This is a genomic window from Pseudomonas sp. AC252, assembly GCF_979258105.1.
On the sequence record NZ_OZ409837.1, the window covers coordinates 4,671,399 to 4,684,672 of the forward strand.

The 13,274-nt window shown below is 59.5% G+C and carries 10 protein-coding genes; all 10 read right to left on the bottom strand.

Translation table 11 applies throughout. The features are described from left to right. Window positions 1-25: 25 nt before the first annotated feature. The 10 genes from ACZZZ4_RS21435 to ACZZZ4_RS21480 all read right to left on the bottom strand — a co-directional run bounded on the left by ACZZZ4_RS21435 (window position 26) and on the right by ACZZZ4_RS21480 (window position 13,039). Window positions 26-1,990, bottom strand: a complete 1,965-nt coding sequence (locus ACZZZ4_RS21435) for an acetoacetate--CoA ligase (RefSeq protein ID WP_463548707.1) — start codon at window positions 1,988-1,990, stop codon at window positions 26-28. Between the two features lie 136 nt (window positions 1,991-2,126). Continuing rightward, window positions 2,127-2,900 carry a 3-hydroxybutyrate dehydrogenase gene (gene hbdH, locus ACZZZ4_RS21440; RefSeq protein ID WP_463548708.1) on the bottom strand — a complete coding sequence of 258 codons (774 nt, stop codon included), beginning with the start codon at window positions 2,898-2,900 and terminating at the stop codon, window positions 2,127-2,129. 7 nt (window positions 2,901-2,907) lie between these two features. Beyond that, complete coding sequence (locus tag ACZZZ4_RS21445; RefSeq protein WP_463548709.1) at window positions 2,908-4,299, bottom strand: GntP family permease; 1,392 nt, start codon at window positions 4,297-4,299, stop codon at window positions 2,908-2,910. Between the two features lie 272 nt (window positions 4,300-4,571). Further along, entirely contained in the window at window positions 4,572-5,987 is a 1,416-nt protein-coding gene (locus ACZZZ4_RS21450; protein WP_463548710.1) for a sigma-54 interaction domain-containing protein, read from the bottom strand. 139 nt (window positions 5,988-6,126) lie between these two features. Next, window positions 6,127-7,701, bottom strand: coding sequence for an ABC transporter ATP-binding protein (locus ACZZZ4_RS21455; protein WP_463548711.1), 1,575 nt, complete (start codon window positions 7,699-7,701; stop codon window positions 6,127-6,129). Between the two features lie 9 nt (window positions 7,702-7,710). Continuing rightward, window positions 7,711-8,733: an ABC transporter permease gene (locus ACZZZ4_RS21460; protein ID WP_039758571.1), complete on the bottom strand. Its 1,023-nt coding sequence runs from the start codon at window positions 8,731-8,733 to the stop codon at window positions 7,711-7,713. Continuing rightward, window positions 8,733-9,794: a microcin C ABC transporter permease YejB gene (locus ACZZZ4_RS21465; RefSeq protein WP_039758569.1), complete on the bottom strand. Its 1,062-nt coding sequence runs from the start codon at window positions 9,792-9,794 to the stop codon at window positions 8,733-8,735. Before ACZZZ4_RS21465 ends, ACZZZ4_RS21460 begins: the two co-directional genes overlap by 1 nt. Continuing rightward, entirely contained in the window at window positions 9,794-11,662 is a 1,869-nt protein-coding gene (locus ACZZZ4_RS21470; RefSeq protein WP_463548712.1) for an extracellular solute-binding protein, read from the bottom strand. The genes ACZZZ4_RS21465 and ACZZZ4_RS21470 overlap by 1 nt, the downstream gene beginning before the upstream one ends. Window positions 11,663-11,792: 130 nt before the next feature. Further along, the gene (locus ACZZZ4_RS21475) at window positions 11,793-12,074 is read right to left on the bottom strand and encodes a peptidylprolyl isomerase (protein WP_039758565.1); all 282 of its coding nucleotides are present in this window, start codon (window positions 12,072-12,074) and stop codon (window positions 11,793-11,795) included. Between the two features lie 95 nt (window positions 12,075-12,169). Further along, window positions 12,170-13,039, bottom strand: coding sequence for an esterase/lipase family protein (locus ACZZZ4_RS21480; RefSeq protein ID WP_039758976.1), 870 nt, complete (start codon window positions 13,037-13,039; stop codon window positions 12,170-12,172). Between the last annotated feature and the right edge of the window lie 235 nt (window positions 13,040-13,274).

Here is a 13,274-nt window from a genome sequence, read left to right on the forward strand (position 1 = left end):
CATGCTGGCATGGGGCAGCGTTGCTTCATGGCGCGCAGTCGCTGAGCTCACGCCGATCCCGAAACTGCTCCAGCGCTTCGGGATTGGCCAGCGCATCGGTGTTCTTCACCGGCCGCCCATGCACCACGTCTCGCACCGCAAGTTCGACAACCTTCCCGCTGATGGTGCGTGGAATATCCGTCACCGCAACAATCTTCGCCGGTACATGCCTAGGGGTGGTATTGGCGCGGACGACTTCACGAATGCGCTGTTGCAACTTGTCGTCGAGCATCAGTCCTTCGCGCAATCGCACAAACAACACGACCCGCACATCATCCTGCCACTGTTGGCCAATGGCGACGCTATCCAGTACCTCAGTGATTTTCTCGACCTGACGATAGATTTCCGCCGTGCCGATCCGCACGCCACCCGGATTGAGCACGGCATCCGAACGGCCATGAATCATCATCGCGCCGTGGGGCAATTGTTCGGCGTAGTCACCTTGCGCCCAGACACCGGGGAACAGGTTGAAATAGGACTGGCGCAGTTTTGTCCCGTCAGGGTCGTTCCACAAACCAATCGGCATCGCCGGGAAATGTCGGGTGCAGACCATTTCGCCTTTTTCACCGATTACCGGCTGACCAGCGTCGTTCCAGACTTCAACTGCCATACCCAGGCTCTTGCCCATGATCTCGCCGCGTCGTACCGGTGACAGCGGATTGCCGTTGACGAAGCACGAGACGATATCGGTGCCACCGGACATCGAGGCCAGGCACACATCGGTTTTCAAGTCGCGGTAAACGAAATCGTAACTTTGCGGCGATAGCGCCGAGCCGGTGCACAGCAAGGTTCTCAGGCTGCCCAGATCATGACTTTCGCGGGGCCTGACACCGCTGCTTTCCAGCGTGGCAAGAAACTTGGGACTGGTGCCAAACACGCTGATGCGTTCGTCGTCGATCAGGTCGAGCAGACGCTGAGGGTCCGGATGAAACGGTGAGCCGTCGTAGAGCACGACAGCGCTGCCAACCGCGAGCGCCGAAACCAGCCAGTTCCACATCATCCAGCCGCAGGTTGTGTAGTAAAACAGGCGATCACCGGGACCGAGATCGCAGTGCAAGCCGTGTTCCTTGACGTGTTGCAGCAGCACGCCGCCGGTGCTGTGGACGATGCATTTCGGTACGCCAGTGGTGCCGCTGGAGTACAGCACGTAAAGCGGATGGTTGAACGGCACCGGGGTGAAATCCGGCTCGCCACCGGGTAGATAAAAATCTTCCCAGAAAGAGACGCAGGCTAGGGTTTGGTAGTCCTCGATGCGAGCTTGCGGGCGAGCGTACGGCACGATGATCAACCGCTGCAGCGACGGCAGTTGCGCCAGGATTTCGTTGAGCTTGGTGGTCTGATCGAGGTTTTTCCCGGCATATTGATACCCGGCGCAGGTGAGCAGCACTTTCGGTTCGATCTGGCCAAAGCGATCAATCACGCCATGGGTGCCAAAGTCGGGCGACGAGCAGGACCAGATCGCGCCGAGGCTGGTGGTGGCCAGCATTGCCACCAGCGTCTGCCAGGTGTTGGGCATGCACGCCGCCACGCGATCACCTTGAGCCACACCGGCCGCGCGCAGGCTCGCCTGAAAACCGGCGACGTGTTCGGCCAGTTCGGCCCAGGTCAGCTGTTCGCGCTGGCCATTTTCCGCGACGGCGACCACTGCTACCGCATCATCGCGACGGCGCAGCAGGTGTTCAGCGAAGTTCAGCGTCGCGCCCGGAAACCATTCCGCACTCGGCATCTCTGCACCCTCACGCAAGACGGCGTCAGGCTGGGTGTGAAAACGGATGTCGAAAAAATCGACGATCGCCTGCCAGAAAGCGGGGCGCTGCTCGATGCTCCATTGGTGCAGGGCAGGGTAGCCATCGAGCTGCAGCGAATGCCGTTGATTGATCTCGCGCCGAAAGGCGTCCAGACGCGAACGGGCGATACGCTGGGCGTCGGGTTGCCAGAGGATCTCGGACATGGGGTTGCCTCTTCTTATCGGATTACACATACCCTGTACGAGTGAGCCTGCTCGCGATAGCGGTGTGCCAGACCCGTAACAGGTGACTGATGTACCGCTATCGCGAGCAGGCTCACTCCTACAGAGGGCCAGGTGTTTATTGCGCCAGCCAGCCACCATCAATATTCCACGCCGCGCCGCGCACCTGGCTGCCAGCTTCGCTGCACAAGAACAGCACCAGCTCACCCAAATGCTGCGGTGTGACGAACTCCAGCGACGGCTGTTTTTCGGCGAGCAGATCATGCTGCGCCTGCTGCGGATCGACGCCCTTGGCCGCGCGATCATCGATCTGCTTCTGCACCAGCGGCGTCAACACCCAACCTGGACAGATCGCATTGCAGGTGACATGGCTGGTCGCGGTTTCGAGCCCGACCACTTTGGTCAGGCCGATCACACCATGCTTTGCGGCGACATATGCGGCTTTGCCGGTGGAGCCGACCTGACCATGCACCGAGGCGATGTTGATGATGCGCCCCCAGTTTTTCCGACGCATGCCCGGCAGGCTCAGACGCGTGCTGTGAAACACCGACGACAGGTTGATCGCGATGATCGAATCCCAGCGCTCCACCGGGAACTCTTCCACTGCCGCGACATGCTGAATACCCGCGTTGTTGACCAGAATGTCGACGCCTCCAAACTCACGCTCGGCGTAAGCAACCATGTCGGCAATCTGCGCCGGGTCGCTGACATCGGCGCGATGATGGCCAACCTTGCCGCCGTACTGAGCGACGTCAGCGATCACTTTCGAGGCGTCGCCGAAGCCATTGAGAATCAGATTGGCGCCGGCCTTGGCCAGGCTCAGCGCGATGCCCAGGCCGATGCCGCTGGTGGAGCCGGTCACCAAAGCTGTCTTGCCGGAAAGAGTGGTCATGAATACCTCACACAATGCCAGTGGCGTAGAAAGTGCCGATCACCACGAAAACCGCCAGGGTCTTGATCAGCGTAATACAGAAAATGTCTTTATAGGCTTCGCGGTGGGTCAGCCCGGTCACCGCCAACAGCGTGATCACCGCGCCGTTGTGCGGCAGGGTGTCCATGCCGCCACTGGCCATCGCTGCGACGCGGTGCAGCACTTCCAGCGGAATATTCGCCGCGTGCGCCGCACTGATGAACTGCTCGGACATCGCCGCCAGCGCAATGCTCATGCCGCCCGAGGCCGAACCGGTGATGCCGGCCAGCAGCGTCACGGTGATCGCTTCGTTGACCAACGGATTGGGAATCTGCTTGAGCCAGTCAGCCAGCACCAGGAAACCGGGCAGCGACGCAATCACCGCGCCAAAGCCGTATTCGGAAGCGGTGTTCATGGCCGCCAGCAGCGCACCGCTGACCGCGCTTTTGCTGCCTTCGGCAAGCTTGCTGCGAATCGCCTGAAAGCCGAACGCCAACACCATGAGGATGCCGACCAGCAACGCCGCCTGCACCGCCCAGATCGCCGTGAGTTTGGCGATCTCGGTGGTGACCGGCGCGGCCATGCCCGGCAGCGCGAGGCTATGAGTCTTGCCGTACCACAGCGGAATCCACTGGGTAAACAGCAGATTCATGATGCCCACCGCCAGCAATGGCGACAGCGCAATCCAAGGGTTCGGCAGCTTGAGATCTTCTGCCGTTTCCGGTTCGTTGCGCAGTTCGGTGCCGTAACCTTCGCCGGCACGCTGCGCCTTGTTGCGCTGACGCTGCAGGAACAGCATCCCGGCGCAGAATACGAAGATCGTGCCGATCACCCCCAGCCAAGGCGCCGCCCAGGCGGTGGTGTTGAAGAAGGTGCTGGGAATGATGTTCTGGATCTGCGGGGTGCCGGGCAGGGCGTCCATGGTGAACGAGAACGCGCCGAGGGCAATGGTCGCCGGGATCAGGCGCTTGGGAATATTACTCTGGCGGAACATCTCCGCTGCAAACGGGTAAACGGCAAAGACCACAACGAACAACGACACGCCGCCATAAGTGAGCAGGGCGCAGACCAGCACGATCACCAGCATCGCTTGCCGAGTCCCGAGCAGGCGAATCGCAGCAGCCACGATCGAGCGTGAGAAACCGGACAGCTCGATCAACTTGCCGAACACCGCGCCGAGGAGAAATACCGGGAAGTAGAGCTTGATGAAACCGACCATCTTGTCCATGAACACCCCGGTAAACGCGGGAGCAACGGCGGACGGATCGGTGAGCAGGACCGCGCCGAGGGCGGCGATCGGGGCGAAGAGGATGACGCTGTAGCCACGGTAGGCAGCCAGCATCAGCAGCGTCAGGGCTGCCAAGGCAATGATCACACTCATGGTGTGTCTCTCCAGGATTGTTATTTTTGTGGGTGGAACGGGTGTGGAGAGGTGTTAGCGATTACTGTGCCAAGTGCCTAACACGTTGATATCTATAGATATTTCATGAAAAAGTGAGATTGCGCCGGAAAATTTGTCTCGTTTGTGAGACCGAAAAGATCGCAGCCTTCGGCAGCTCCTACAAGGAAATACGTATCAACCCTGTAGGAGCCGCCGAAGGCTGCGATAGTTTGATTTTAAAAAACTATCCAAGATATGAGATCAATGTCTCTTTATGTAGACTCGACGATCCCCAGCGCAGCCATCTTCTTGTACAGGGTCGACCGCCCCAGCCCCAGCCGAGCCGCAGCTTCCGGTACTTTCCCATTGCATTGCGCCAAGGTCGACTCGATCAACTGCCGATCAAACCGCGCCCGCGCCTGGGCAAATGTCTCACCGGCCGGCGCTTGCAGACTCGGTTCGGGCGTTCGCTCAACCGGAGTGAACGTGCCAATCGCCGCGCGAATATCCTGTTCGGTCAACATCAGATCATCACTGAGCAACGCCGCCCGCTCCAGTACGTTGCGCAATTCGCGAATGTTGCCCGGCCACGCATGCTGGCCCAGCAACGCCAGCGCATCGCGGTGCAGTTCATGCTGGCTGCGCAGTTCTTCCAGAATCGCCTCGCTCAGCGCCGGCAGATCATCGAGACGTTCGCGCAGCGGCGGCACCTGGATCGGCAGTACGTTGAGGCGGTAGTACAAATCGGCGCGGAATTCGCCGCGCTTGATCGCCGCCTGCAGATCCGTCGAGGTCGCGGCGATTACCCGCACATCGCTCTGGATCACTTCGTTGGAGCCGACCGGTTCGTACTCTTTTTCCTGCAACACCCGCAGCAGTTTGCTTTGCAGCGGCAGCGGCATGTCGCCGATCTCGTCGAGAAACAGCGTGCCGCCCTGAGCGACCTGCAGTTTGCCGGTGCGCCCCTTGCGATCGGCGCCGGTAAAAGCGCCGGGTGCCGTGCCAAAGAATTCGGCTTCCAGCAGCGCTTCGGGAATCGCCGCACTGTTGATGCTGACGAAGGCTTTGTGCGCCCGAGGCGAGGCGCTGTGAATCGCTTGGGCAAGCAGCTCTTTGCCGGTGCCGGTTTCCCCCAGCAGCAAAATGGGCGAATCAGCGCTGGCACTGCGCCGGGCGCGGCGTTTGACTTCGAGGCTGGCGGCGCTGGTGCCGATGAAATGGGCGAAATTGTATTTGGTCTGCCGCGCACGCAGCAGCGAGCGGGTCGAGGCGAGTTCTTCCTGCATGCTCAGGTAGCGCTTGAGCATCGGCGACAGCGTACGCAACTCGTCGAACAGGGCAAAACCGATGGCGCCAATTACGCTGCCGGCGTCGTCGTGGATCGGCAGGCGCATCACTACCAGCGGTTCCTTCGGCGTGTCCTGCATGTCCAGCAGAATGGGGCGACCAGTACGTACCACTTCGCGCAGCAAGCTACCGGGGATCACACTTTCGCAGGATTTGCCGATGGCGCCTGCCGCCGATTCGAGGCCAAAGCGCCGCGCGTAGCGTTCGTTCATCCAGACGATGTTCGCTTCGCGATCGACGATCACCGTGCCTTCGCTGGACTGCTCGATGATCTCGAACAGCGAACGGATCGCCAGGGTGCGAACCCGTTGATAGTCCTTGAGGCTTTCGGTGGTGTTCATCTGCAGGGTCCTGAAAATGTTTCGCCTGTTTAAGGCCTCATCGCGAGCAGGCTCACTCCTACAGGGGAACGCATTCCAATTGCAGGAGTGAGCCTGCTCGGGATAGCCATGACTCGGTTCCGAGGCGAGCGCCGATTGCCTACCCCGGATGCGCCGCCGCCAACAGCTCTTTGGTGTACGGATGCTGCGGGTTGTCGAACACGTCGTGACTGGCGCCCCGCTCGACGACCTGGCCGTCCTTGATCACGATCATGTCATGGGCGAGGGCGCGCACCACCGCCAGATCATGGCTGATGAACAGGTAGGTCAGACCGTGTTTTTCCTGCAGATCACGGAGCAGGGCGACCACTTGTTTCTGTACGGTGCGGTCGAGGGCCGAGGTCGGTTCATCAAGAAGGATCAGCGCGGGTTTGAGCACCAGTGCCCGGGCAATGGCGATGCGCTGGCGCTGACCGCCGGAAAATTCATGCGGGTAGCGATGGCGGCTCTCCGGATCCAGACCGACTTCCTTGAGAACACGAATTACCTGCTCGTCGCATTCGTCAGCCGTCGATTCGCAATGCACTTCGAGGCCTTCGCTGATGATCTGTGCTACCGACATGCGCGGGCTCAGGCTGCCAAACGGATCCTGAAACACCACTTGCATCTTTCGGCGCCACGGCCGCAGTTGCTTCTGATTGAGACCATCAAGTGCTTCGCCCTGAAAGCGGATACTGCCTTCGGAGTCGAGCAAGCGCAGAATCGCCTGCCCCAGCGTCGACTTGCCCGAACCGGACTCGCCAACAATGCCCAAGGTCTTGCCGCGCTGAATATTCAGGCTGATGCCATCAACCGCGCGCAAATATTGCTTGCGGCGAAACAGTCCGCCACCGACCTGGAAATCGACACGCAGGTCAGCGACCTCCAGCACATTTTCACGTTCGTCACGGGGCAGGGCTTCACCTTCCGGCTCTGCGTTCAACAGCACGCAGCTGTAAGGGTGTCGGGGTTCGGTAAACAGGGTTTCGCAGGGTGCCTGCTCGACGATCTCGCCAGCCTTCATCACGCACACACGCTGCGCGATGCTGCGCACCAGATTGAGATCGTGGCTGATCAGCAGCAGCGACATGCCCAAGCGTTGCTGCAACGATTTGAGCAGCAAGAGGATCTTGCGCTGAACGGTGACATCCAGCGCCGTAGTTGGCTCATCGGCGATCAGCAACTCCGGTTCGCAGGCCAGGGCCATGGCGATCATCACCCGTTGCCGTTGCCCGCCAGAGAGCTGATGCGGATAAGCTTTCAAGCGCTCCTTGGGCTTTTGAATGCCGACCAGCCCGAGCAGTTCGAGAATACGCTGCTGCGCTTGCTTGCCGCCGAGGCCACGGTGCAGTAACAGGGTTTCGCCGATCTGCTTTTCGATGGTGTGCAGCGGATTGAGCGAGGTCATTGGCTCTTGAAAGATCATCGCAATGCGATTGCCGCGTAGTTCTCGCAAGACTTTCGGCTCGGCACCGAGCAGTTCCTGTCCGCGATAGCGGATGCTGCCACGGGTTTGCGTCTCCGTATCGGGCAGCAGTTGCAGGATCGAATGCGCGGTCACCGATTTCCCCGAACCCGATTCGCCGACCAGCGCCAGGCACTCACCGGGGCGGATATCCAGGCACAGTTCTCGCACCACCGTCTGGCCATGGAAGGCGACATTGAGGTTGCGGATTTCGATCAGGTTTTCAGTCATGGTCACGCTTCAGGATCGAGGGTCAAAAGCGTCACGTAACGCTTCGCCGATGAATACCAGCAAGGAAAGGATCAGCGCCAGGGTAAAGAACGCGGTCAACCCGAGCCACGGCGCTTGCAGGTTCTGCTTGCCCTGACCGATCAGTTCGCCCAGCGAGGCACTGCCGGCCGGCATGCCGAAGCCAAGAAAATCCAGCGCGGTCAACGTCGAAATCGCCCCGGTCAAAATGAACGGCAAATAGCTAAGTGTCGCGTTCATCGCGTTGGGCAGGATGTGCCGGAAAATCACCTTGCGGTCAGTCAGGCCCAAGGCGCGTGCGGCTTTGACGTATTCCAGATTGCGCCCGCGCAAGAACTCGGCACGCACCACATCGACCAGTGCGAGCCAGGAAAAGAGCGCCATGATCCCCAGTAACCACCAGAAATTCGGCTCGACGAAACCGGAGAGGATGATCAGCAGGTAAAGCACCGGCAGTCCCGACCAGACTTCCAGTACCCGCTGCCCCAGCAGATCGACCCAGCCACCGTAATAGCCCTGCAACGCGCCGGCGGCGATACCGATCAGCGCGCTGACAAACGTGAGCATCAAGGCAAACAGTATCGATACTCGAGCGCCAAAGATGACGCGGGCCAGCACATCACGCGCCTGATCGTCGGTGCCCAGCCAGTTGACCGATGTTGGTGGGCTCGGCGCCGGTTTGTTCAGGTCATAGTTGGGCGTGTCATCGCTGAACGGAATCAGCGGGAACAATAACCAGCCGCCGTCCTTGTGGATCAGGTTCTGCACATATTCGCTGCGGTAATCAGCCTGGAAGGGCAGTTGCCCGCCGAACTCCTGTTCGGTGTGGCGCTTGAAGACCGGGAAATACCACTGGCCCTGATAACTGACTACCAACGGCTTGTCGTTGGCGATCAATTCACCACCCAGTGTCAGCAGGAACAGGCCGATGAACAACCACAGCGACCACCAGCCACGTCGGTTTTTCTTGAAACGTTCGAAACGTCGGCGTCCCAGAGGCGAGAGCTTGAACATCAGGCATTCCTCGCAGCGAAGTCGATACGCGGGTCGACCAGGGTATAGCAGAGGTCGCCGATCAGTTTTATCAGCAGGCCAAACAGGGTGAAGATGAACAGCGAGCCGAATACCACCGGATAGTCCCGCGAAACCGCCGCTTCGTAACTCATGCGCCCAAGGCCATCGAGGGAAAAAATCACTTCGATCAGCAGCGAGCCGGCGAAGAACACGCTGATGAACGCCTGAGGTATGCCTGAGACCACCAGCAGCATCGCGTTACGAAAAACATGTCCGTACAGTACGCGGCGTTCGCTCAAACCTTTGGCCCGGGCCGTGACGACGTACTGTCGGGTGATTTCATTGAGGAACGAGTTTTTCGTCAGGATGGTCAGGGTGGCGAATCCGCCAATCACGAGTGCGGTGACCGGCAGCACCAGATGCCAGAAATAGTCGGCGATCTTGCCCAGCGTCGACAGCGATTCGAAGTTGTCCGAGACCAGTCCGCGCACCGGAAACCAGTTCAGCGAAGTGCCGCCGGCAAATACCACGATCAGGAACATCGCAAACAGAAACGCTGGCATTGCATAGCCAATGATGATCGCCGTGCTGCTCCAGATATCGAAATGGCTGCCATGGTGCACGGCCTTGCGGATGCCCAGCGGGATCGACACCAGATAGGTGATCAGCGTCGCCCACAGCCCGAGGGAAATGGTCACCGGCATCTTCTCCAGAATCAGGTCGGTGACGGTCGCGCCGCGAAAGAAGCTTTTGCCGAAGTCCAGTTGCGCGTAATTCTTCAGCATCAGCCACAGGCGTTCGTGGGCGGGCTTGTCGAAGCCGTACTGTTTTTCGATGTCCTTGATCAGTTGCGGGTCGAGGCCACGGCTGGCGCGCGAAGCGTTGCTCGATGTCTCGCTGGCTCCGCCGCCGACGCTGGCGCCGCCGATGCCTTGCAGATGGGCGATGGCTTGTTCCACCGGTCCGCCGGGCGCGGCCTGAATGATCACGAAATTGACCAGCAGGATGATCACCAGCGTCGGAATGATCAGCAGCAGGCGCCGCAGTATGTAACCCCACATCAGTGCGGCCCTCCGGGTCTGCTGCGACTGATTTTCTCAGCGGTCATTTGTTGGTTGGTCAACGGCGTCCGGCTGATTTCCCACCAGCTCTCGATGGCTTCGTCATTGCTCGCCTGGACCGTGGGAATGCCGAAGCGGTTCCACCAGACGGTCGAAGTGCCCGGCGGGTAGTAATTGGGAATCCAGTAGTAGTTCCATTGCAGCACTCGGTCCAGTGCATGGGCGTAATGCAACATGTCCGATTGAGTCGAGGCGCGGATCAGGCCGTTGATCAACGTGTCGACCGCCGGGTTTTTCAGCACCATGTAATTGTTCGCGCCCGGATCGTTGGCCGCTGCCGAGCCGAAGTAGTTGAGCAGCTCGCCGCCCGGAGACGTCGTGACGGGGTAGCCGGTGACGATCATGTCGTAATCGCGGCTCATCAGGCGATTTACATACTGCGAAGAGTCGATGCGGCGGATGTTGAGCTCAATGCCGATCTGCTTCAGCGTGCGCTTGTATGGCAGCAGGAGGCGGTCCATGCCGTTCTGGCTGACCAGAAAGGTGAAGCTCAATGGCTCACCGGCGTTGTTGACGAGTTGATCGCCGTCCGGTTTCCAGCCGGCCTGCTCGAGCAAATCGAGCGCTTGCAATTGCTTGTCACGGATGATCCCGCTGCCATCGGTCTTCGGCGCTTCGAAGACTTGAGTGAACACTTCCTCAGGAATCTGATCGCGCAGCGGTTCGAGGATTTTCAGTTCCTGTGCGTCGGGCAACTGTCTAGCGGCGAGGTCGGTATTAGAGAAGTAGCTCTGCTGGCGGATATACACGTTGCGCATCATCTGCCGGTTGCTCCACTCGAAATCCCAAAGCATCGCCAGTGCCTGGCGCACGCGACGGTCCTGGAACATCGGCTTTTGCAGATTGAACACGAAGCCCTGGGCGGATTGCGGCGCTTCAGTGGCGAGGTGGGCTTTCTGCAAGCGGCCATCGCTAAGGGCCGGGCTGTCGTAGCCGATCGAATAGCCGGTCGCGGAAAACTCGCGGTTGTAGTCATAGGCACCGCCGCGCAGGACCTGACGAGCGACATCGGTGTCGCCGAAATACTCGATACTGAAATGGTCGAAGTTGTACAGGCCGCGACTGACCGGCAGGTCCTTGCCCCACCAGTCGCCATTGCGTTCGAAGGTGATGCTGCGCCCGGAGTCGACCTTGCCGACCCGATACGGCCCGCTGCCCAGCGGCGGTTCATAACCACCGCCGCCGGCGAAATCGCGAGTCTTCCACCAGTGTTCGGGAAACACCGGCAGGGTCGCGATATCCAGCGGCAAGGTGCGGTTTTCGTTGCTTTTGAAGTCGAAGCGCACGGTCAGTGGGCCTTCGATTTCAACGCCTTTGACGTCGGCGAACTGGGTGCGATAGCGCAGGCTGCCCTGGGTCATCAAGAGATTGTAGGTGTAGCGCACGTCTTCAGCGGTGATCGGTTTGCCATCGGCAAAGCGCGCCTTCGGATTGATGAAGAAACGCAGCGAAAGACCGTCGACCGAGCGCTCCATCTGTTGTGCGACCAGACCATAGACGGTGTATGGCTCGTCCAGTGAGCGCTGCGCCAGTGGAGAGTAAAGGAGCCCGTCGATCTGTGTTACACCGATGCCTTTGTCTATATAAGGCAGCAAATGGTCGAAGTGTCCGATTTCGATCGCCGAGCGACGCATTGTCCCGCCCTTCGGCGCTTGCGGATTGGTGTAGTCGAAATGGCTGAAGCCGGCGGGGTACTTCGCCGGTTCGCCGTAGACGGTCAGTGCGTGTTGCGGCGCAGCGACTACACCGGCGGCACCCGTGAGAAGGGCGAGGGCGGTGAGCATCAGTGTGGGAAAAACCAGTCGCATCGTCAGCCTTGGAACGGAAAATCGATAAGCGCAAGTTGTACGCGAGCCGCGCGCCACTCGCCAGCCGTATATGTAACTGAAACACAACGGCCCACCAGAAGGCGGGCCGTTGTAGCAATCGGACGACGAATCAGTCCTGACGGCTGGTGACTTCCAGCAGGTGATAACCGAACTGGGTTTTCACCGGGCCTTGCACGACGTTGATCGGCGCGCTGAACACCACGGTGTCGAACTCCTTGACCATCTGGCCTGGACCGAACGAACCCAGATCACCGCCCTGACGGCTGGACGGGCAGCTGGAGTTGGCTTTGGCGACTTCAGCGAAATCGGCGCCGCCTTCGATCTGGGCCTTGAGTTCGTTGCACTTGTCTTCGCTGGAAACCAGGATGTGGCGGGCAGTGGCTTTAGCCATGGGAAATTCTCCGAACTGTTTCAATAAAAGGTGGAGCCTACCGGAATCAGTGGGCGAATTCTCGGCAAAGTTCCATTCTGCGTCCCTGACTCTATTCAAAGATCCGCCGCACGCAGGCGCCGGGCATGCTCGACGTACAGTTCGATCGGATCGGGTGAAGAGATCTTCGTGCCCGCAGTTTTTCGCAGACTGGCCAAGTGATCCATCGGATAATCGGAGCGGATCACATGGCCGAGGTGAGCGCTGAAGCGTCCGACAAAACCGTCATTTTGCTGGGGTTCGGTGGTGAAGTATTGCGACAGGACCCGGCATATGCCCTGGACCGGATCCAGTGCTGGCTGCGTCGATTGCGGAACAACTCCACTCCACGAGTAATAACGCACGCCGTTGACTTGCTCGGCACCGTGGCCTCCCCAGGTTTGCGGCAGACCCTGTGGGAATTTGTCATTGAATTGACCAACGCCAACGGTAGTCAGCGCATTGAGTGCGGCCAGCGCATTCTGCGGTAACGCCACGCTGCCGCTGAGCAAGCACAGAAGATCGGCAAATTGCGTCGCAACATTCTGCGCAACCACTTCCGGCAGCTTGCCGGGGACCAGCGCCTTGCGCAGAAAGTCGGCGAGCTCCGAACCATGATTCGGGCCGCTGACGGAGGTAACTGAAGCGACGAGGTCTGGTGCAAGCGCTGCAGCATAGCGTGCAGCCAAGGCGCCCTGACTGTGTCCTATAAGGTTGACTTTCCTGGCGCCTGTGCCTCGCAGCACGCAGGCAATCTGTGACAGCAATTGCTCACCCCTCATTTCGTTGTCGTGAGTGGCGCAAAGGTGTGGAACAAACACTCGACAGCCGGCCGCTTTCACCGCGGACTTGACGTCATGGAACAGCTCGAAATGACCGATACGCTCGAACCCGAACAGACCGTGGACCAACAGGATGGGATAACGAGTTGTAGCATTCCGTTGCATGTTCTTACCTTTTTCGTAGAAGTTCATCGGGAAATCACCGGGCCACTCTAAAACACTCATCCCGTTGAAGAAGTACGAAGAAGCTTCACTTCGTGTTTGAAAATGGACTACGAGGTGTACGAAATTTCGGAGACCTGTGAAATCCGTATCGGAAGTTCGCCGGGTCGTTTGTCGTCATAACTGCGCGAACTCCTCAGTTGCCTACTTTGCTGGTAGCGGTTACGCCGTCGTCGCG